Source organism: Kordiimonas sp. (assembly GCF_048260245.1).
In the GTDB taxonomy this organism is placed as follows: domain Bacteria; phylum Pseudomonadota; class Alphaproteobacteria; order Sphingomonadales; family Kordiimonadaceae; genus Kordiimonas.
On sequence record NZ_JBLXGZ010000012.1, the window covers coordinates 1 to 19,023 of the forward strand.

Genomic DNA, 19,023 nt, shown 5'->3' on the forward strand with positions numbered 1-19,023 from the left:
GTCAAGGTCCGGCCAGTGTTGCTTGACGGCAGCGCGCACGCTGGCGAGCGCCCCCCCACCTTCAACCATCACCGGGCCTTCCGCGCCTTCTACCGCGACCATCGCCTGTTCCATGGGGGAGAAGGCGAACATCAGGCCGGGCTTGCCGGGGGTGGTACGGAGCGCGTCGGTAAAGCGTTTGGCCTCGGCCGCTACAGCTTCAACGGGCACGGTATCCGCGCGGGAGCGCACGATGATCGCACCGTCTGTCGCCATGGGCTGCAATAAAGGTTCAAGCGTCTTGACTGTTTTGGTGGCAATGTCCTTGGAGAAATTGAGCCGCGCGCCGCCGTTCTCCACCACCACATAGCGGCCCATCAGGCGCGGGCGCGGGGTGACAACAAAGGCTTTGCCTTCGCCCACTGGCGGTTCGGCTACCACTTGCACCGGCAGCATCTGTCCTTCGGTCACACAGTCGCCCACGCGGTCGGCGCGGCCCTTGACCAGAAGCTTTGCGCGGCGCAGGTTCATTGAGCCATTGCGACCGTCGCCAAGGTCAAGGAACGCCATGTCCAGCGTGTTGTCCACACGGGTCACGCGGGCGTAAAACACGGCGTCTGCAGGGCTTAAGGCCACGTCGTCATGGAAAGCGATCGTGAGCGGCAGGCCGTCTTCGTCAAGGCTTGCGCTGCGCCACTGGCCAATGCCGGGTTCGATGATGGTGTCAAAACTCATGATGTGCGTGCCTTAAGGTGGGCGTTCAGCCAGCCGCCAACTTCAAAAAGTGGCAGGCCGACAACATTACTGTAGGAACCCTGAATGAAGCGGACATACATGGCAGCAAGGCCCTGAATGGCATAGCCACCCGCCTTACCGTGCCACTCACCACTTGCGATATAGGCGTTTATTTCCCCCGGCGACAGTACCTTGAATCCTACCGTGGTGGTGACGGATTTGGTTAGCTGTGCGCCGTCAGCGCGCACAAGCGAAATGCCCGAGGTTACCGTATGCCGCCTTCCGGACAAAAGCGCGAGGCAATCGCGGGCCGTGGCTTCATCTTCCGCCTTGGGCAGGATACGCCGTCCGCAGGCCACCACGGTATCGGCCGCGAGGACAACCGCACCGGCGTGCGCGGGGGCAATGGCCGCTGCTTTTTCCCGCGCCAGCCGTTCGGCATAGGCTTTGGGCTGTTCACGCTCAAGCGGCGTTTCGTCAAGGTCGGCAGGAGTGATGGCATCGGGCGTGATGCCGATCTGCGCCAAAAGGTCCCGCCGCCTGGGGGATGCAGACGCAAGTACAAGCATGTCAGCCTTGTGGGGTAGGGGCGCGGGGCCGGGCTTGTTGGAAACTTTGTCCGGTGCGTGCGTGGAAGGTCCAGCAGCCATCAAGCCACCCTGCGCCTTATTTGAAGCGGTAGGTGATGCGACCTTTGGTCAGATCGTATGGTGTCAGCTCGACGAGCACTTCGTCGCCCGCGAGAACACGAATACGGTTCTTGCGCATCTTGCCTGCTGTGTGGCCGAGAATTTCGTGGCCGTTTTCCAGCTCAACACGGAACATGGCGTTGGGCAACAGTTCTGTTACCGTGCCGCGCATTTCCAAAACTTCTTCTTTAGCCATTGTGTCTCCTTGTCATGGCTTTCAATTCGCGCACATACATGAAGCGCTTACAGCACAAATGCAACAATTTTGGCTGAAAACTCCCGATATTTGTGCAAAATGCACGAATTAAGTCACGGTGCTGTGCTCAAACAGGCACGCACATCACCCTTAAAACGGGAAGCGGTCTGCGATGCGGCACTCCAGATGGTCGCGCACAAGGCGGTAGCTGTCCATGATCTGGCTGCGGTTGCCTTCATTGTCTGCCGGGTCCGGAATCGACCAATGCTCGAGCGACTCGGTGCTTTTAAGTTTCTGTCGCGCTAGGTGCGCATGTGATTCGTCTGTCAGCGCAATCACCACATCAAAAGCGGTGAGGTCCACGTCGGCGACCGTCAGCGCCTTGTGGGATGACAGGTCGATTTTTTCCTCCGCCATGACGGCGACGGTAAAGGGGTCCAGTGCCCCTGCGATCAGCCCGGCAGATTCGACAAATATACGCCGTTTGCTCAGGCGTTTTGCCAGTGCCTCGGCCATCGGGCTTCTCACTGCATTCTGGTTGCAGACAAACAGCACACTTTTAACCGGCGCTTTTGCCGGTTGGTCTTCGGAAGACGCTTTGCTCATCTCGGTCCTCGCCCGTCCTTGAGATGCAGCACACAAACAAGGGTGAAAAGCCGCCGCGCCGTTTGCATATCTACCTTGATCTTGCCGTCAAGCCGTTCCATCAACAGCTCGCTGCCCTGGTTGTGCAGGCCGCGCCGTCCCATGTCGATCGCTTCAATCTGGCTGGGGCTCGATGACTTGATGGCTTCATAGTAGCTGTCACAAATGGCGAAATATTCGCGGATGATGCGGCGAAACGGGGTGACGGCGAGGCGGAAGCTCATAAGGGTTTCCTCCCCGGTACTTTTTACCTCAAACACCAGCCTGCCTTCAGCAATGGCGAGATGCAGCTTGTAAGGGCCTTCGTAGCGTTCATCGGCAGATTTCAGCAGCTTGAAGCTGTTTTCCTCCAGCAGATCAAAAATTGCAATGCGGCGCTCATGCTCCACATCCGCGCTCCAGCGCGTGATGGTGGATTGATCGAGCGTCACATCTACAAGTTTGTGTTTGGCCATAGTGCTATTGTTGAAGGTCTTTCAGTCGAATGGCAACAGAAAGTGCATGTGCATCAAGCCCTTCTTCCTCCGCCAGCCGTACCGCAGACGGGCCAATCGCGGCCAGGCTCTCGGCTGAACAGCCCACAAATGTGGTGCGTTTCATGAAATCATAGACGCTGAGGCCTGACGAAAACCGTGCCGTGCGCGCCGTGGGCAGCACATGGTTTGGCCCGGCAACATAATCGCCAATGGCTTCCGGTGTGTAGCGACCAATGAAAACCGCACCCGCATTACGAACCTTGAGCCGCATGGCGTCGGCATCATCGGTGGCAAGCTCAAGGTGTTCAGGCGCGAGGCGGTTAGTCAGCGGGATGGCATCCGCCAGTGCATCCACCGTGCTGATGGCCCCATATGTGTTCCAGCTCTCCAGTGCGATGTCGGCGCGCGGCAGGGTGGCAAGGTGGTCTTCAACGGCCTGTGCGACCATCTCGCCATAGCGGGCGTCATCGGTGATCAGGATGCTTTGGGCCGACGTGTCGTGTTCGGCCTGTGACAGAAGGTCAGCCGCGATCCAGCGCGGGTCGTTTTTGTTGTCGGCCACGACCAGAATTTCACTCGGCCCGGCGATACTGTCGATGCCAACCTTGCCGAACACCTGCCGCTTGGCTTCGGCGACAAAGGCGTTGCCGGGGCCGACGATCTTGTCGACGGGGGCGATTGTCTCAGTGCCGAACGCCAGCGCCGCCACCGCCTGCGCCCCGCCGATGCGGTAAATCTCTGTCACGCCTGCCAGTTTCGCCGCTGCCAGCACCAGCGGGTTTAAGACATTATCGGGTGTGGGCACCACCATGACCACCCGGTCAACGCCTGCCACACTTGCGGGGATAGCGTTCATCAGCACGCTTGAGGGGTAGCTGGCCGTGCCGCCCGGCACATAAAGCCCGGCGGCTTCGACCGCCTGCCAGTTCTGGCCAAGGCGCACGCCCACGTCGTCGGTATAGTCAAGGTCATCGGGGATTTGTTTTTCGTGGAAGGCGCGAATGCGCGCGGCAGCCACTTCCAGCGCAGCCATGGTTTCCGTGTCTACCTGTTCGCAGGCCGCGTCAACTTCCGCCGCGCTGATTTTCAGGCCGCGGGTGCGGGCGTCGAAACGGTCAAACTTTGCCGTCAGGTCATAAAGCGCATCGTCACCGCGCGCCTTGATGTCTGCGATGATACCCTCGACCACGTCGCGCACGTCGGTGGTGGTTTCACGTTTGCAGTGCAGCAGTTTTTCAAACTCGGCCGCAAAATCTGCGGCACTGGATTTAAGACGCAGAACCATTTTGCACCGCCTCCCTGAAACGTTCGATCCAATAGCTGACCTCGCGCGGGCGGGTCTTGAAGGCAGGGCGATGCACCACAAGGCGCGAGGTGATGTGGGTCAGCACCTCCACTTCCTTCAGCTTGTTGGCCTTCAAGGTGCCGCCGGTTGACACAAGGTCAACAATGCGGCGCGACAGGCCAAGCTGTGGCGCCAGTTCCATCGCGCCATTGAGCTTGATGCATTCCGCTTGCACCCCGCGTTCGGCGTAATAGCGCCGCGTAAGGTTCGGGTATTTGGTTGCCACCCGGATGTGGGACCATTCGCGCGGGTCTTCGGTTGCTTCATCTTCCGGCATCGCCAGCGACAGGCGGCAGTGGCCTATCTCAAGGTCCAGCGGGGAATAGAGGTCGCTATAGCCAAATTCCTGCAGCACGTCATTGCCGACAACCGCGAGGTGCGCCGCGCCAAAGGCCGCAAACGTCGCAGCATCAAAGGCACGTACCCTGATGATCGACAGGTTCTTGATATTGGTGTCGAACTGCAGCGCGCGGGACTTGGGGTCATCAAACGCCGGTTCCGGATGGATGCCCGCCGCATGCACAAGAGGCATGACTTCACCGAGGATGCGGCCTTTCGGGAGGGCGAGTACCAGTTTGTCGCTGAGTTCCATGATTTTGGTCCGGTTGTTTGGCTTGATAGGGGAAGTATTCCATAGGCTGTTTATATGTCGGTTTTGTTTGCCGACAATGATGTAACCCTCACGCTGATGCCTCGCGCGTGTGGCCTAATCGGTATGATGCGGGCGCGTAAGCGCCTCCCAGCCTTCGGTGAGGTCGGCCATCACGGCGTCAACACATTCAGCCGTCAGCTTGAGCGTGGCACCACCGGCGAAGTTCAGCAGGATATCGATTGCCTCATCCTTTGTGTGTGCTTCCATGCTCAGAAGTTCCAGCACGTCGTCCGCGGCGTTCATGTCGATGCCTTGCGCCTGCACCTTGATGACGCTGTTCAGGTGCAGCCCTGTACGGACGCGTTCGCCTTTTGGACGGAAAAACCTGCGTTTTTTCTCCCAGCGGAAGCGATTGGCGACAAAGGCGAGCCTGTGGCTTGTGGCCATATAGTCGATATCACCCACGCGCACGGTCGCATCCTGCATGAGGCTGGACATCACGGTTAGGTCTTCTGCGCTGTGCGCCAGCAGTTTCAGTGTATCGCTCATTTAAAAAGCCCAATGTTCATGTTCGGGGGCAATGTACGGGGGCGAGGCGTCCGCTTCAAGTGCTTAAACACCGGTGAGCAGGCAGAAATTCTGACGCCGCACGAAACGGGGGGTTATGCCTTAGTCTGCCACCCGCTCGATTTTGGCACCCACGCTGCGCAGTTTTTCCTCCAGCCGCTCATAGCCGCGGTCCAGATGGTACAGCCGGTTAACGGTGGTTTCGCCCGATGCCACGAGCCCCGCCAGCGCAAGCCCCATGCTGGCGCGCAGGTCTGTTGCCATCACGGGCGCACCCCTCAGCAGCTTTGTGCCGCGCACCGTGGCGGTGGAGCCCTTGACGGTGATATTGGCACCAAGGCGTGTAAGCTCGGATACGTGCATGAAACGGTTTTCAAAAATGGCTTCGGTGATCACACTGGCGCCGTCGGCCACACACGCCAGCGCCATGAACTGCGCCTGCATGTCGGTCGCGAAACCGGGGAAAGGCTGGGTGACGGCATTAAAGCCCTGCACATGGCCGTTGGCCTTCACGCGCACACCGACGTCTTCCACAGTGACGATGCCGCCCGCCTCGGTCAGCGTGTCCAGGGTTGCCTGCATGTCTTCGGCTTTCGCACCTTCAAGCAGCAGGTCCCCGCGGGTCATCAGCGCGGCCACCGCGTAGGAGCCAGCCTCGATCCGGTCCGGCATCACCGCGTGGGTGCAGCCGTGCAGTTTCTCGACACCCTCGACCGTGATGGTCTCATGCCCGGCGCCTGTGATGCGCGCGCCCATGGCGTTGAGGCATTTGGCAAGGTCGACAATTTCGGGTTCGCGTGCGGCGTTCTCGATTGTGGTGGTACCCTTGGCAAGCGCTGCCGCCATGAGGATGTTTTCTGTCGCACCAACAGATACAAACGGGAAGCGCACACGTCCGCCCTTGAGGCCACCAGGGGCGGTGGCGCGCACATACCCCTGTTCCATCTCGATTGTTGCGCCCAGTGCCTCAAGCGCCTTCAGGTGCAGGTCAATCGGCCGGTTGCCGATGGCGCAGCCGCCGGGCAGGCTTACCGTCGCTTCGCCCATGCGTGCCACAAGTGGCCCCAGCACAAGGATGGACGCGCGCATTTTACGCACAATGTCATAGGGTGCCACGGTGTCATTGATGGTGTGACCGTCAAAGGTGAGGCTGCGGCCCGCCAGCATGCCGCCCTTGCCACCCTCAATAGTGACCGTGACGCCCAAGTGGTTCAAAAGGTCAGTGAGCGTGGTGATGTCCGCCAGTCGCGGCAGGTTCTCAAGCGTGACCTTGTCTTCCGTCAGCAGGCAGGTGCACATCAGCGGCAGGGCGGCATTTTTTGCGCCCGAGATAGGGATGGTGCCGTGAAGCGCAGTGCCGCCGGTGATGACAAGTTTTTCCATGAATGGGACCTTTGGAATAGAAATAAACGATGCCCGCACCATGGCGGAAGAAAAAGGCAGTAAGGCGGCAGGCGCAGCAGCTTTTTAGGGGTTCGCGGCTATAGCCTCCGCCCTCAAGTTTCGGCGCTAAAGCTTCGGCAATGTCACGCCGCGCTGCCCCTGATATTTGCCCTGCCGGTCAGAATAGGCTGTCTCGCATGGCTCATTGCCCTGCAGGAACAGGAACTGGCACGCGCCCTCGTTGGCGTATATCTTGGCCGGCAGCGGCGTTGTGTTTGAAAACTCCAGCGTCACATGGCCTTCCCAGCCGGGCTCCAAGGGTGTCACGTTCACGATAATGCCGCAGCGCGCATAGGTGGATTTGCCGAGGCAGATCACCAGCACATCCTTCGGGATGCGGAAATATTCCACCGTGCGGGCAAGCGCGAAGCTGTTGGGCGGGATGATGCACACATCTGTGTCACGGTCGACAAAGCTTTTTGGCGAAAAATCCTTGGGGTCGACAATGACCGAATCGACATTGGTGAAAATCTTGAACTCGGGTGCCACGCGCGCGTCATAACCATAGGAAGACAGCCCGTAGGAGATATTGTCTTTCCTTACCTGGCCATCCACAAACGGTTCGATCATGCCGTGTTCCTGCGACATTGTGCGAATCCATTTATCAGACATGATGGACATGGTTGGTGCTCCCCTCAGTAGACGTATCAAGCTGTCCGGTGGCGGACTTTCCCGCATTAGTAAGCCAATCCTTGGGGGCGGACAAGCACCAATCTACAAGATATTGGGGGTGTAGGGTTACTTGCCGCGCGAGGGGTCTGATTTGCGGTCGCGCATCTGTTCCTTGCGCTTGCGCAGGTTGGCGCGCAGCGCTTCTGCCAGCCGGGCCTGCTTCCCAGCGTCGTGCAGCTTGCCGGGATCCTGCTTGATATCGGTTGTTTTGTCAGCGTCTTTGCTCATGGGATGAATAGATGCCGCAAAAGCCGGCGCTTTTTCAAGCGATAAATGATAAGCTTCCGCGCGTGGGTGGTGCGCGGGCGGCAAAATTATTGCTGTTTTGGCTTGCATCACTTGCGCGCCTGTGGCAATAGCCCCGGCGTGCGGCGCACCATCGCCAGCACCCACATGGTGACGCTGCTGTAGCTCAGGGGTAGAGCACTCCCTTGGTAAGGGAGAGGCCGGGAGTTCGAATCTCCCCAGCAGCACCATTTTCCTCACTACCATTTCGGCCCAAGCGCCTGACAGCCAGATGCGCAGCCATGCTCAGCAGGGGCGCGGCGGCTTGCCGAAAGCTCTTTTGAAATCCTGTGCCGAGTAGCCATACGTGCGTTTGAAGGCCCGGCTGAATGTCTCAAGGTTGTCATAGCCCACCATGGCGGCGACATCGGTGATCCGTTTGTCCGGGTCGGCTTTGATGATCTCTGCCGCCCGGCTCAGGCGGCGCACTTGAACCAGTTCCATTGGCGTACCCTGAGGTTTGCAGGCGCGATAGAGTTTGGCGCGCGAGACGCCAACCGAGCGGGCAATGAAATCGGGGGAAAGGCCGGCACGGTGCAGGTTGCGCCCAATGCAGGCCTGGATCGCCCACATCAGGGCCCCCGACATGGTTTCCGATGCAAGAATATCCGGGTGGTCGGTACTGAGGAGGGCCGCGACCACGACCTCAAGCGTTACGTCCGATAGCCTTTCCGCCTCCAGTTTGCTTGCCCGTGTGAGCACCTTCATCGACGATCTCATGTGATCCCGCAGCAGCATCGCCATCGCGCCCTCTGTCGGCAACACCAGGCCGTTCATGTGGGCGAGCCCCGGCACACGGTCAGCAAGATGATTTCGGCCGACAATCAGTGCAATATTTTCATATCCGTGGTTGCCGGATGAAAACGGTTTGGAGAGATCATGAACCCGGATTTGCCCAGGCGAAAACACTGTGCCATGGCGGAAACTGTTTTCAACCTCTACTCCGGCTAGCCGGTACTGGAGCCCGATACCGTCGAAATTGCCATGGGCGATGGCTTTTTCATCGCGGCGCACGCTGGCCGCGCAGCCGATGTGGTGGTGAGCGTATCCGGCCTTGGTCGTCAGATAGTTTTTCACGAAAGCGGGGAACGGTGCCTCGTGGGGGGCCGGGCGCTCAATGGTGCCAAAAGAGGCAGCTACCGCAGTACGCCACATCGAGTATTGGTCCCGAACAGGGAAATCCGTGCTGTCAAAACGGCTAACTTCGACCGCTGGCGCGACGGTTGTGAAGGTGCGTGCCTCCAGCAAGGTCGGTATGCTTGAAGCCGCAGCATCTGCATGCTCGAAAGAGGTCATATATTCACTCCGACATCGCAAAACCCTAAAAAGATACGCCGGGTCAAACAATTGATACGCTGCGTCAAGCAGCTCGCTTGAGCCGATGTTACAAATTGTAGCTACCCAGCCGGAAATTGCAATTTTAGCTGTGGTTGGGTGACCGGGGCGGCGACGAAGGCCCGGCAGGTCGGTAAGGGAACTCACGTAGCTGAACCTGCCGTCGGCATCCCCTCGCCTGTGAGTAGGGACGTAAGGCGAGGCAGAAGCCTTAACTGTATGCCGGTGTCGCCTGTAAGCGATACATGGCAACAACACAACCATGGATGCATGTGACTTATAGAACGAAGGGGGGACTGTCGTGACGACAGCTACGATGACATTTGACATTCCGCAGGCTTTGGACCTGCTGATAAATTTTCACGGGCAGGACGCCCATTCACAGATGAATTCACCAGCACCGAAGGAAGCCATACCGGCAGGGCTGGCAACCAGCGATAGCACATGCACGGTCAGAGATGTCGTGCTGCACCATCTGTTAAATAACACGACCCCCGGCGCAAGCCTTAATGACGCTTTGAGCACCGTCAGTAAGTCGAGCAATTCAGGCGTGTCCGGTCAGTTGAAAAGCTGCACTGTGAGCAACGATGCTCAAAAAGTTGAAGACTGGATCTTTGTCACCATCGATTCCGTGTCGGTGATCATTGATATGTTTTTTCTGGTGGAAGCCGGGGCAGAACTGGACCGCGAGGCCATCGCTGAAAAACATATGAACAATGCCGGTAGTTTGCTGGAGAAAGAACTGAAAACCATCATGAAAGGCGGAGATCTGTGGGAGCAGGCAAAGGCCTTTTTCAAGGTGCTGAAAAAAGCGTTCGAGTTTGGCATGTTTCAGGACATTTTTCACGCGCTGGCAGCAGACTGGAGCGTGTGGGATTATATCAAGGAGTCGGTCCTCGCGCTGGTGCAGATCATTGCCTGGCTTGCCACTGACTTCATTGCCGCGGTGGCGGAGTTCGTGGAAAAACTGACAACCACGGTCGAAGATATCGATAAATTGTATGAGGATATTGAGAATCTCTGCAGTTTTAACGACGTGGAATCTGCGATCGGGAGCCTCGAAAGCCCGATCCAGTTGCATACGCCGGCGGCCACTCAATACGGTGGAGACTATTATGTGGCCCAATGCCTGAAGGGCTATCATGCTGTTCTTGTTTACAAGACGACGGGCGAGCAACTGAACAGCTATCAGGCCGCTGCGGAAAAACTGAACACCGAGCTGGCAAACAAGCAGATAACGCAGAGCCAGGCAGCTGAGGCGTTTAAGGCAATATCCCCGTGGCAGACCACCCATACGCTGTCTTTCGTCGATAAAACCCAGACCTTGCATGACCCCGTGGGGGCGCCTGCATTGATGGTGTTCCAAGACACGCTATTCTGTGCGATCCTGACCGGGGACCAGTCCAGCATTATCGAGGGCAACCCACCCAAGTTTCGCGGCGAAATCTACCTGACATTCTCAACCGATGGTACCTCGTGGGCGCCAGCCTATAAATTGGGAACGGTTGATGACGCGGGCTGCGCGGCTGCTTTCTGTGAAGTTAATGACACGCTTTTCTGTGTATATATGCAAGGCGTCAGCGGCCAGATTTTCAACTGTTCCACTACTGACGGTACGGGGTGGGGGGTACAAGAAGCCGTTATGAACGGCACTGCTACGACAGCAACAACGCCGGGCGTTTGTATCAATACCGACAATGACAACAATAGCGGGCTGACGATTCTTTATCGGGGCAGTGGCTCAAACACCGACATCTGGCAAGTGCAGAGCAACCCGGATTTTTCATGGCAAGGCCCGGATGCCCAGTGTTCCGGCACATTCGAAACGCTGAGCAGCCCAATGCCTGTTGTGCTGGCAGATAACTGGCGTTATGTCTATTACCGCGGCAGTGATCCTTTCATCGCACATCTCTATTGTGGCGATCGTTTCCCCGGCCCTCGGGAGCCCTATGTCTACCCGTTTATTGACATTCTGGTTTCTGGCTCGCCCTCGCCATGCGGCGATTACATCTTCTATGCGGATGAACACTATAGTTTGCAGTTCGCGGGAATCAATTCTTACTCCTGAGGTTGAAACAGGGAAAATGGTGCTGCGCAGGTTCGCTTGACAGCGCCATTTCCCTTCTCACTTGGCTGGAAGTATGGGCCAATCCAGCAAGTGGACCGCGGGCATCCATTGCATTTGTGCCGGATCGCCTAAATATTGCGCGGCAATCGCACCCGTCACGACAGTCGTGTAGTGTTCTGGCCAACGCCGATGTTGTTCAGGTGTGCTGATCAGTCTTCCTGCTGCCGGTCACAGAAGTGGCAGCTGCGCGGTCGCCCCTTCAAGCGCCAGAAGCTGCTGCTTGGCTGCAAGTCCGCCACCAAAACCGGTGAGCGAGCCGTCTTTGCCGACCACGCGGTGGCAAGGTATGATGATGGAGACAGGGTTCATGCCGTTCGCGGTGCCGACTGCGCGCACCTTGTTGCGCCCACCCAGTGTGACGGCGATCGCCTCATAACTTATGGTTTCGCCATATGGGATATGCTGTAGCGCTTGCCACACCGCCTGCTGAAACGGGGTGCCCGCCATGGTAAGTGGCAGGTCAAAGCTTTTGCGTTTCTGGTTAAAATAACCGTCCAATTGCCGCATCACTTCATCCAGAAGCTCATGACACCCGGCCTGCGGCAGTGCCCCCACAGCGGCGTTTGTCACCGGTTTTTTCAGGTCGCACGGCCATAAAACGGCGTGCAGGGCATGCTGCCCCGCGATCAAATGAAGGGGTCCAACCGGACTTTCCATGCGGCGCACACAGGCTCCTTCAGGGAACCGTTTAAACAGGCGGGTTTTCATTCTTTTACTCTCGTAGCGGCGCTGATTTCAGGTCTTGACCACCATTACATCGGTCTTGATCTCGTGCACGGCTTTTTCCGCTGTGTTGCCAAGCAGGACAGCACTCAGCCCGCTGCGCCCGTTGCTGCCCATTACCACAAGGTCGGCCTTGCGTTTACGCGCGAGACGGGCGATTACGTTGCCCGGCGGTCCGGCAAGTACATGGCTGGCCGCAGGTGTGATGCCCGCGCCAGCAAGTAGGGCGTCGAGCGCTTCCTGCGCTGCCGGGCCTTTGTTATAAAGCACGGTTTCAGGGTCCACGGCGTCAATCTCCTTGAGCGCACGATTGACCGGGATGACATAAACTACCTCAAGCTCATAGCTGCGGTTTTTGGCGATGCGGGCAGCGGTCTCAAGCACCTTCAGCGTCATTGCATGTTTGCTGTCACTGCCATCGGTGTCAATCGCGGCGAGGATCAGCGGTTTGCTTTTCAGTTTGGTGGGCGAGGCGATGTAAAAAGGTACCGACAGTGCGCGCATCAGCTTCCAGTCAGACGGTGTGTGCAACAGGCCTTCCGACCGGCGCCCGGTTTTGATGACAAGGTCAAACCCGCGTGTGGCCACGGCGTCCAGTACCCAGGGTGTCATGTCATCTTCTGCCACCATTTCGGTTTTGCACGAGGTGCCTTCGGGGAGTGTGGCCTTTGCCGCTGCGTCGATGTCGGCCACCAGCGCCGGTGCGCTGATGTCGCCCCATGCCGCGCGCGACACGTCATTGACAAAAGCCACAATCGTGACATTGGCCTCCGCCGGGATGGCGATGCCGGCCAGTTTACCGAAAAGGTCTGTAGTCTTGGTGTCTGTGCCCCAGATGATCAGGATATTCATGGTTTTGCCTCCAGCCACTGTATTGCATAACATTCCCTGTATCATAGGACATTGTATCATCGCTGTCGCCCGGGTTGTATGTCATGCCGTCTGGCTATTTTGCCGCATGTTCGGCGTGCGAGGGGACCCCGCCTAAGCGATTGAAATATAGCGTTTATGGCTTATAGTGGCCACGTGTGCAGCACGGCGCGTGCGCATGAGGGGGATGCTGATGCTCCAGTCTTTTTACCACTGTATATACTTGGTCCGGCGCTGATATGCTGGGCGCGATAGAGGCTGGCGGGACCAAATTTGTCTGTGCGGTGGGCGGCGCACATGACGATATCTGGGCGCAAAAGACAATCCCTACCAGCACGCCCGACGAAACACTCTCTGCCTGCGCGCGGTTCTTTCAGGATGCGCAGGTGCGTTTTGGTGTCATCACCGGGCTGGGTATCGCGAGCTTCGGCCCCATCGACCTGACCCGCAGCGCCACATATGGCACGCTGCTGAACACCCCCAAGCCCGGCTGGACCGGGACCAACTTCGCCCATTTTTTTGGTCATCAGGTGGGGGTGCGGGTGGCGCTTGATACTGATGTGAACGCCGCCATGCTGGCGGAAGCAAAGGTTGGCGCGGCGCGCGGAGCAAAGGACGCGGCCTATATCACCGTGGGCACCGGCATTGGCGTGGGTGTGCTGAGCGGTGGGCAGTTGCTGCACGGCACCTTGCACCCCGAGCTTGGGCACATGCCTGTACCGCGTTGGCCGGGTGACGAAAAGTTCGAGAGCCAATGCCCCTACCATAACGACTGTGTCGAGGGTCTGGCCTCAGGCCCGGCGATCGCCATGCGGGGTGCCATGCCCGCGTCCATCCTGCCGCCTGATCATCTGGCCTGGCAGGCGGAGGCGTATTATCTGGCGCAGCTTTGCCGTACCATCACCTTGGCTTATGCGCCTGAACGCATCGTCATGGGCGGCGGGGTGATGGCACAAAAAAGTCTGATCGGGCGTGTGCGGCGCGAAGCCGAAAAGCTGATCGCGGGTTATGTGCCGGTGGCGGCGCGCCGGGGCGGCATGGAAAGCTATATCGCCGAAGCGGCACTGGGAAAAATCTCCGGCCTTGTAGGTGCCTTTTTGCTGGCGCAGCAAAACAAACCCACGGGTGGTCGCTAGCACGCGGATCATTGTTGAGGCCTCGCTCTGGCTAAAGCTTGCGAAATTTGACGGCGCCTGTTGCAAATGCGGGCGATATGGCTTTTTCTCTAGCGATAAATTCAGGGAGCCATCCGGCCTATGGGCGAACGTGTTGTCATCATCAAAAACCCGATCTCGGGCGGGGGTAAGGGGCCATTTATCGGCGCGGTGGCTGAGCGACTTTTGCGTGGTGGCCAAGAGGTCAGCATCATTCCCACTGAAGGTCCGGCACACGCCAGCGACATCACACGAGAATTGGTAAGCGCAGGCAAAACGGATGTGATTATTGCGGCGGGCGGTGACGGCACTATCCGCGAAGTGGCAGAAGGCGCGTTTGGTTATGATATTTCGCTGGGAATTATTCCGGCAGGCACCGCCAATGTTCTGGCGCGCGAACTGGGCTATATGCCGCATGGCCGGATCAGTGCCCGACATGTCTCTGATGTGTTGCTGTCACGCTCCATCATGGACCTCTATCCGTTTGATGTTGCATTCCAAGGTGAAAACCATCTGGGACTATGCTGGCTGGGTGCCGGGTTTGACGCCCGTGTACTGGCACATGTCTCCCCGATGCTGAAGGCAAGGGTCGGGCGATTGGCGTTTGTACCTGCCACGCTTAAGGCGCTGGTTGAGGAACGCAAGGTAAGCCGGATAAACTGGGCAGTGGAAGGCGGTGGTTCGGGCCATGGCGGCTGGGCCATTGTTGCAAACATACAGCGCTATGCGGGCCCCTTTCTCCTGACGCGGCAGACAAAGGTCAACCAGCCAGGGCTCGCCTGCCTGCTGATGGGCGAGACAGGCGCGCTGGCACGCATGGCGGACCAGATTGCGCTGTTGTTCGGGCGGCTCGACCGACGTGCCGGTATTCGCATTTTAGACAGTGGTAGCATGAGCCTTGGCGACAGCGACTCGCCTATCCAGCTGGATGGAGATTTTATTGGCTATGGTCAGGTGACGATAGCACCGCGAAAGAAAGCTATTGCCTTTCGGGCGTTAGTCTAGTTGCTGTTGATCCTGTGGTGTCAACCACCGCTGCACAATGGCCTTGGCGCCCGCAAGGTCATGGCAGTAGGACAGCGTGCCTGCGGTTTTGCGGAACCCGGCCCGGCGTAATTTCAGAATGATGCGGGCGGGCAAGCCAACCAGAACCAGCCCGGTGCCTGCTTTCCGCATATCGGTCAACAGGACCTGAAGCGCGATGATGGCGGTGGCGTCGATGGTGGGCACATCGGTCATGTCGAGAATGATGATCCTGACACCGGGGTCGACACGGTGCAGGGATGTCAGCGCTTTTTCCGCGACGCCGAAAAACAGTGGGCCATTGATGTCATAGACGGCGACTTCAGGTGGCAGGCCCTTCACGGTTGGGTGGCGGTCTGCATCAACACGGTTGGTCTGGGTCACAAGCGCCATACGGCGGATAAACAGTGCGCCGGCCAGCCCCATGCCGACCGCCACAGCCAACACCATGTCGAAGATGACGGTAAGGCCGAAGCAGATGACAAGGATGACCACATCCCCGACCGGGGCAGAACGCACCATCTGGACGAAATGCCGGGCTTCGCTCATGTTCCAGGCGATGATGAACAGGAGTGCGGCGAGCGCAGCCATGGGCACAAGGCCAAGCAAGCCGGCAAGTGCAATGATGGTCAGTAACACTACGGCGGAATGCACGACTGCGGCGATCGGTGAGCGCGCGCCGCTGCGGATATTGGTGGCGGTGCGGGCGAGGGCTGCGGTTGCTGTGATGCCGCCAAAAAAAGGCGCGATGATATTGCCGAAGCCCTGACCGATCAGCTCCGCGTTGGGGTCGTGTTTTGTTTTGGTCAAGCCGTCAGACACCACGGCGCACAGCAGCGACTCGATCGCGCCCAGCATGGCGATGGCAAAGGCGGGCCCCAGAAGCGCCTGTATCAACGCAAAGTCCAGTACGAGCGGTTGGCCGTCTGGCCCTGGCAAGTGCCAGGGTGCAGCGAAGGAAGGAGCGATTGGCGGGATGCCGCTGCCGCTGATGCCGTCTGCCTGCCAGGTGAAGCGGGAGGCGATGGTTTCCACTGTGGCAGCGGCGTCTGGCCCGCCCGCCCAGTGGTTGGCGGCATAGGCTGCAAGCGCGCCCAGTATCAGCCCGACAAGCGGTGCAGGCACGGGCAGCTTGAGTTTTGGCCACAGCAGCATCACACACAGGGTGAAAGCGCCGATACTCAGCTCCCAAAGGTTGAGTGTGGGCAGCGCGCTAATGATTTCCCCCACATTGTCGGTGAAATGTTCGCCAAGCTGGTCAACCTGAAGGCCTAAAAAGTCGGGCACCTGCAACACGGCGATAACAACCGCGATCCCAGCAGTGAAACCAAGTACGACGGGATAGGGTACAAATTCGATCAATCGCCCCATACGACTGAGCCCGAGGGCCACAAGGATAAGCCCCGCCATCATGGACGCGATCAGCAGGCCGCCAAGGCCATATTGTTTGACGATAGGAAACAGGATGACAACGAAGGCCGCTGTGGGGCCGGATACGCTGAACCGGCTACCGCCGGTGAGGGCGATAATCGCCCCGGCGACGATGGCGGTATATAGGCCGTGCTGGGGCGGTACACCGGTGGCGATCGCCAGCGCCATCGACAGCGGCACCGCGACGGTGCCAATGGTCAGCCCTGCCAGAATATCCTTGCGCAAATCGGCGAGGCCATACCCCTCTCTCAGGGCGGCGCGCAGGCCCGTGGCAATGCTGGGCGGATAGTACGGGGCAGAGCGGCGACGTGCCATGGTGTTTGCCTTTAAAGCTTGGCGCTACCACGTGGCCGGGTAGCTTTTTTTGTTTCTGATATGTTAACAGTATTAACATATGATTATCATATCTAGCAAGGTGGCAGATGGGAGATATGAGCAATGAGGCGTTGCGTGCATGCGATCACTACATTACCATCAAATGTTAATGTCATGGAGACAGCGAATGGAAAAGAAGACCGCGCGCCTGACCTTGTTGATTGACCCTCACAAAAAACAGGCGTTTGAAAAATTGTGTGCCGCGCAGGACCAGACACCCTCGCAAGTGGTCCGTCAGCTTATCAGGGACTATCTTGGCAGTCACGGCGTGACCTATGAAACCCAGCTGGGATCAGGCAGCAACAACGCTTGACACCGGCGCAAGGAACTGGACGGTATTGCACCGTCCAGCCTTATTGGTTTTAAAGCAACGACATTTGCATCTGGCCGTCCGGTGTACCCTTGAGGTTCACCGAGACGCCGTCCGCATTGATCATCAACCTCACGCGCAGGCGGGTGAGGTTGAGAGCTGACTTGGGTCCAATATCCACCGGGGCGTCAAACTGGATCTTGATGCGCCATACCGGGCCGCCGTCGGTTTTCTCCAGCCCCAGAATGGTGCCCTTGAAATCACTGCCGCGGTATATGCCGCCAACGCGGTCGCCGACGTGAAATGCAAGCCGGTGTGCCGTGTTTTTTTCCTCGCTGTGTGGCCGGGCCGGGACATCTGCGGCCACAAGTGTGGCCGACAATGTGTTCCAGTCCCGCATGCCATCTTCTTTTGCTACGGCTTCCAGACTTTGGGCGTGGGTGATGGGTATGTTTTGTGATGCCAAATAGGATCGGAGCCGTTTGGCACGGCCCTTGGTATGTTTGAGTATATCACTCATGGTTCGCCTTTCCGCGAACGGCACAATCGTCAAGCGGGGCCCGCGTTGCCGCCCGGTGCCGCTCATGGGCTTTGGGCGAACAAAATGTTCCGAGGCCTTCACCATGCATATGCGCGGGCGGCAGGCGGCCTCTGCCTTGCGCGCCTTTTCTCACGGGTCGCGCGATGCGTCAAGATACATATGTCTGCTTGGCGCCGTGAAATCGCAGTGATAGTCTGCCGCCTCAGTGCAAGGGGGAGGACATTTTGCAGACATCATCAAAAGGCTGGCTGCGCCAGCTTGGACCCGGCCTGTTGTTCGCGGGCATGGCAATCGGTACGTCGCATCTGGTGCAGTCGACACGTGCGGGCGCGGTGTTTGGCCTTGGCCTTGCCGGGGTTATCCTCATGGCCAATATCGCGAAATACCCGGCCTTCCGTTTCGGGGCGCAATATGCCGCGGCAACGGGCGAGACCTTGATCGCGGGCTACCGCCGGGTAGGGCTGGTACCGCTCTTGTTCCTGATGGCGGTGTTTGAGTTTGCGCATGGGTTTGCCGTGGCGGCGATATCGCTGGTGACCGCAGGCATGCTGAAAGCGGTGCTGGGCGTCAGCCTGCCCCTGATGCCGACGATCGCTGTTGTGTTGCTGGGCTGCACTCTATTTTTGGGGCTTGGCCGTTACCGGGTGCTGGAACGAGTGAACCGCGTGTTTATGGGACTGCTGACGGTTGCAACACTCACTGCGACGGTGTTGGCGTTACCCAGTGTGGACTGGTCCTTTTATCCTGATACAGCTCCGGCCTTTGACCTCACCGCCTTCCTGTTTGTTGTGGCGCTGGCGGGCTGGATGCCGTCACCCATTGAAGCATCGGTTTTTTCCAGCCTCTGGACATTGGCGAAAAAGCAAACTGGCGACAGTGTGGCGCCAGTGGGTGATGACGCCCGCAAGGCAGCGGTGCATGATGCGGTGGCTGACTTCAATGTTGGCTATGTTGGCACCACCATACTGGCCATTTGCTTCATGTTGCTGGGGGCAGGGGTCATGCACTCAAGCGGGGTGATCCCCGAAGACACCGCCCCCGGTTTTGCAGCCCAGCTTGTCGCGCTCTATTCCGGTACGCTGGGGGCATGGTCTGCCCCCGTGGTCGGTTTTGCGGCGCTGACGGTGATGTTCACCACGGCGATCACGGTGCTGGACGGCCTTACGCGCGCGCTGGTGGTCAGTTGGGCCACGCTCAGGAATGTGCCGGAAGCAAACACACAGGCGGGCACCGGGCGAGCCTATATATATGTACTGATCGGCCTTGGTGTTGCCGCCATGTTGCTGATCGGCTTTTTCATGCAGGGCTTCCGTGCATTTATTGATCTTGTGACCTCGATCGCGTTTCTCACCGCGCCTGTGTTTGCTTTTCTTAATCATCGGGTAATGATGCAAGACACGGTGCCCGAGATGGCGCGGCCAAAAGGCGGTATCAGACTATGGAGCTATGGCAGCATCACCACGTTGGCGTTGTTTGCGCTTGCCTATCTGTGGCTGCTGGCACGCTAAG

21 protein-coding genes and 1 tRNA gene are annotated in these 19,023 nt (G+C 58.5%); 6 read left to right on the top strand and 16 right to left on the bottom strand.

Going from position 1 to position 19,023, the window contains the following annotated elements:
• The 11 genes from ACN0VM_RS08310 to ACN0VM_RS08360 form a co-directional block, all read right to left on the bottom strand.
• A partial coding sequence (locus tag ACN0VM_RS08310) for a hypothetical protein (RefSeq protein ID WP_417450406.1) occupies positions 1-714 on the bottom strand: 714 nt, incomplete at its 3' end.
• Positions 711-1,283: a Maf family protein gene (locus ACN0VM_RS08315; RefSeq protein WP_417450478.1), complete on the bottom strand. Its 573-nt coding sequence runs from the start codon at positions 1,281-1,283 to the stop codon at positions 711-713. The genes ACN0VM_RS08310 and ACN0VM_RS08315, both read right to left, overlap by 4 nt.
• A gap of 97 nt (positions 1,284-1,380) precedes the next feature.
• Positions 1,381-1,599 carry a translation initiation factor IF-1 gene (gene infA, locus ACN0VM_RS08320; RefSeq protein ID WP_020400497.1) on the bottom strand — a complete coding sequence of 73 codons (219 nt, stop codon included), beginning with the start codon at positions 1,597-1,599 and terminating at the stop codon, positions 1,381-1,383.
• A 150-nt stretch (positions 1,600-1,749) separates the two neighbouring features.
• Complete coding sequence (locus ACN0VM_RS08325; RefSeq protein WP_417450407.1) at positions 1,750-2,205, bottom strand: low molecular weight phosphatase family protein; 456 nt, start codon at positions 2,203-2,205, stop codon at positions 1,750-1,752.
• Positions 2,202-2,699 (bottom strand): UPF0262 family protein, encoded by a 498-nt coding sequence (locus tag ACN0VM_RS08330; RefSeq protein ID WP_417450408.1) that lies wholly within the window; start codon positions 2,697-2,699, stop codon positions 2,202-2,204. Before ACN0VM_RS08330 ends, ACN0VM_RS08325 begins: the two co-directional genes overlap by 4 nt.
• A gap of 4 nt (positions 2,700-2,703) precedes the next feature.
• The gene (gene hisD / locus ACN0VM_RS08335) at positions 2,704-4,005 is read right to left on the bottom strand and encodes a histidinol dehydrogenase (protein WP_417450409.1); all 1,302 of its coding nucleotides are present in this window, start codon (positions 4,003-4,005) and stop codon (positions 2,704-2,706) included.
• Positions 3,989-4,657, bottom strand: a complete 669-nt coding sequence (hisG, locus tag ACN0VM_RS08340) for an ATP phosphoribosyltransferase (protein WP_417450410.1) — start codon at positions 4,655-4,657, stop codon at positions 3,989-3,991. Before hisG ends, hisD begins: the two co-directional genes overlap by 17 nt.
• A 114-nt stretch (positions 4,658-4,771) precedes the next feature.
• Positions 4,772-5,206, bottom strand: coding sequence for a DUF2948 family protein (locus tag ACN0VM_RS08345; protein ID WP_417450411.1), 435 nt, complete (start codon positions 5,204-5,206; stop codon positions 4,772-4,774).
• A 120-nt stretch (positions 5,207-5,326) separates the two neighbouring features.
• Positions 5,327-6,607: a UDP-N-acetylglucosamine 1-carboxyvinyltransferase gene (gene murA, locus ACN0VM_RS08350; protein ID WP_417450412.1), complete on the bottom strand. Its 1,281-nt coding sequence runs from the start codon at positions 6,605-6,607 to the stop codon at positions 5,327-5,329.
• A 126-nt stretch (positions 6,608-6,733) separates the two neighbouring features.
• On the bottom strand, positions 6,734-7,288 hold the full coding sequence (gene dcd / locus ACN0VM_RS08355; protein WP_417450413.1) for a dCTP deaminase: 555 nt from the start codon (positions 7,286-7,288) through the stop codon (positions 6,734-6,736).
• A gap of 117 nt (positions 7,289-7,405) precedes the next feature.
• Positions 7,406-7,732 carry a hypothetical protein gene (locus ACN0VM_RS08360; protein WP_417450414.1) on the bottom strand — a complete coding sequence of 109 codons (327 nt, stop codon included), beginning with the start codon at positions 7,730-7,732 and terminating at the stop codon, positions 7,406-7,408.
• Between the two features lie 8 nt (positions 7,733-7,740).
• Between ACN0VM_RS08360 and ACN0VM_RS08365 the strand changes: the two genes are divergently transcribed.
• A tRNA-Thr gene (locus tag ACN0VM_RS08365) sits at positions 7,741-7,815 on the top strand.
• A 55-nt stretch (positions 7,816-7,870) separates the two neighbouring features.
• Here ACN0VM_RS08365 and ACN0VM_RS08370 read toward each other — a convergent pair.
• The gene (locus ACN0VM_RS08370) at positions 7,871-9,106 is read right to left on the bottom strand and encodes a helix-turn-helix transcriptional regulator (RefSeq protein WP_417450415.1); all 1,236 of its coding nucleotides are present in this window, start codon (positions 9,104-9,106) and stop codon (positions 7,871-7,873) included.
• Between the two features lie 154 nt (positions 9,107-9,260).
• Here ACN0VM_RS08370 and ACN0VM_RS08375 point away from each other — a divergent pair, with 154 nt between their 5' ends.
• On the top strand, positions 9,261-11,027 hold the full coding sequence (locus tag ACN0VM_RS08375) for a hypothetical protein (protein WP_417450416.1): 1,767 nt from the start codon (positions 9,261-9,263) through the stop codon (positions 11,025-11,027).
• Positions 11,028-11,255: 228 nt separating this feature from the next.
• Here the strand turns inward: ACN0VM_RS08375 and ACN0VM_RS08380 are convergent, their stop codons facing one another.
• Together ACN0VM_RS08380 and ACN0VM_RS08385 are read right to left on the bottom strand one after the other, a co-directional pair.
• Positions 11,256-11,795 carry a methylated-DNA--[protein]-cysteine S-methyltransferase gene (locus tag ACN0VM_RS08380; protein WP_417450417.1) on the bottom strand — a complete coding sequence of 180 codons (540 nt, stop codon included), beginning with the start codon at positions 11,793-11,795 and terminating at the stop codon, positions 11,256-11,258.
• Between the two features lie 27 nt (positions 11,796-11,822).
• Entirely contained in the window at positions 11,823-12,662 is an 840-nt protein-coding gene (locus tag ACN0VM_RS08385) for a universal stress protein (RefSeq protein WP_417450418.1), read from the bottom strand.
• A 257-nt stretch (positions 12,663-12,919) separates the two neighbouring features.
• Between ACN0VM_RS08385 and ACN0VM_RS08390 the strand changes: the two genes are divergently transcribed.
• Positions 12,920-13,816, top strand: a complete 897-nt coding sequence (locus tag ACN0VM_RS08390; protein ID WP_417450419.1) for an ROK family protein — start codon at positions 12,920-12,922, stop codon at positions 13,814-13,816.
• 120 nt (positions 13,817-13,936) lie between these two features.
• Complete coding sequence (locus ACN0VM_RS08395; protein WP_417450420.1) at positions 13,937-14,839, top strand: diacylglycerol/lipid kinase family protein; 903 nt, start codon at positions 13,937-13,939, stop codon at positions 14,837-14,839.
• Here ACN0VM_RS08395 and dauA read toward each other — a convergent pair.
• Entirely contained in the window at positions 14,831-16,603 is a 1,773-nt protein-coding gene (gene dauA, locus ACN0VM_RS08400) for a C4-dicarboxylic acid transporter DauA (protein WP_417450421.1), read from the bottom strand. The genes ACN0VM_RS08395 and dauA overlap by 9 nt on opposite strands.
• Before the next feature lie 187 nt (positions 16,604-16,790).
• Here dauA and ACN0VM_RS08405 point away from each other — a divergent pair, with 187 nt between their 5' ends.
• Positions 16,791-16,976, top strand: a complete 186-nt coding sequence (locus ACN0VM_RS08405; RefSeq protein WP_417450422.1) for a CopG family transcriptional regulator — start codon at positions 16,791-16,793, stop codon at positions 16,974-16,976.
• Between the two features lie 49 nt (positions 16,977-17,025).
• Here ACN0VM_RS08405 and ACN0VM_RS08410 read toward each other — a convergent pair whose 3' ends face one another.
• Positions 17,026-17,493 (bottom strand): glyoxalase superfamily protein, encoded by a 468-nt coding sequence (locus tag ACN0VM_RS08410; protein WP_417450423.1) that lies wholly within the window; start codon positions 17,491-17,493, stop codon positions 17,026-17,028.
• Positions 17,494-17,738: 245 nt separating this feature from the next.
• Here ACN0VM_RS08410 and ACN0VM_RS08415 point away from each other — a divergent pair, with 245 nt between their 5' ends.
• On the top strand, positions 17,739-19,022 hold the full coding sequence (locus ACN0VM_RS08415; protein ID WP_417450424.1) for an NRAMP family divalent metal transporter: 1,284 nt from the start codon (positions 17,739-17,741) through the stop codon (positions 19,020-19,022).
• The last annotated feature ends 1 nt before the right edge of the window (position 19,023 follow it).

What these genes read in the sequence shown, in the direction of transcription:
- ACN0VM_RS08315 (WP_417450478.1), bottom strand. Translation starts at nt 1,283, where the DNA reads ATGCTTGTACTTGCGTCTGCATCCCCCAGGCGGCGGGACCTTTTGGCG.
- infA (WP_020400497.1), bottom strand. Translation starts at nt 1,599, where the DNA reads ATGGCTAAAGAAGAAGTTTTGGAAATGCGCGGCACGGTAACAGAACTG.
- ACN0VM_RS08325 (WP_417450407.1), bottom strand. Translation starts at nt 2,205, where the DNA reads ATGAGCAAAGCGTCTTCCGAAGACCAACCGGCAAAAGCGCCGGTTAAA.
- ACN0VM_RS08330 (WP_417450408.1), bottom strand. Translation starts at nt 2,699, where the DNA reads ATGGCCAAACACAAACTTGTAGATGTGACGCTCGATCAATCCACCATC.
- hisD (WP_417450409.1), bottom strand. Translation starts at nt 4,005, where the DNA reads ATGGTTCTGCGTCTTAAATCCAGTGCCGCAGATTTTGCGGCCGAGTTT.
- hisG (WP_417450410.1), bottom strand. Translation starts at nt 4,657, where the DNA reads ATGGAACTCAGCGACAAACTGGTACTCGCCCTCCCGAAAGGCCGCATC.
- ACN0VM_RS08345 (WP_417450411.1), bottom strand. Translation starts at nt 5,206, where the DNA reads ATGAGCGATACACTGAAACTGCTGGCGCACAGCGCAGAAGACCTAACC.
- murA (WP_417450412.1), bottom strand. Translation starts at nt 6,607, where the DNA reads ATGGAAAAACTTGTCATCACCGGCGGCACTGCGCTTCACGGCACCATC.
- dcd (WP_417450413.1), bottom strand. Translation starts at nt 7,288, where the DNA reads ATGTCCATCATGTCTGATAAATGGATTCGCACAATGTCGCAGGAACAC.
- ACN0VM_RS08380 (WP_417450417.1), bottom strand. Translation starts at nt 11,795, where the DNA reads ATGAAAACCCGCCTGTTTAAACGGTTCCCTGAAGGAGCCTGTGTGCGC.
- ACN0VM_RS08385 (WP_417450418.1), bottom strand. Translation starts at nt 12,662, where the DNA reads ATGAATATCCTGATCATCTGGGGCACAGACACCAAGACTACAGACCTT.
- ACN0VM_RS08390 (WP_417450419.1), top strand. Translation starts at nt 12,920, where the DNA reads ATGCTGGGCGCGATAGAGGCTGGCGGGACCAAATTTGTCTGTGCGGTG.
- ACN0VM_RS08395 (WP_417450420.1), top strand. Translation starts at nt 13,937, where the DNA reads ATGGGCGAACGTGTTGTCATCATCAAAAACCCGATCTCGGGCGGGGGT.
- dauA (WP_417450421.1), bottom strand. Translation starts at nt 16,603, where the DNA reads ATGGCACGTCGCCGCTCTGCCCCGTACTATCCGCCCAGCATTGCCACG.
- ACN0VM_RS08405 (WP_417450422.1), top strand. Translation starts at nt 16,791, where the DNA reads ATGGAAAAGAAGACCGCGCGCCTGACCTTGTTGATTGACCCTCACAAA.
- ACN0VM_RS08410 (WP_417450423.1), bottom strand. Translation starts at nt 17,493, where the DNA reads ATGAGTGATATACTCAAACATACCAAGGGCCGTGCCAAACGGCTCCGA.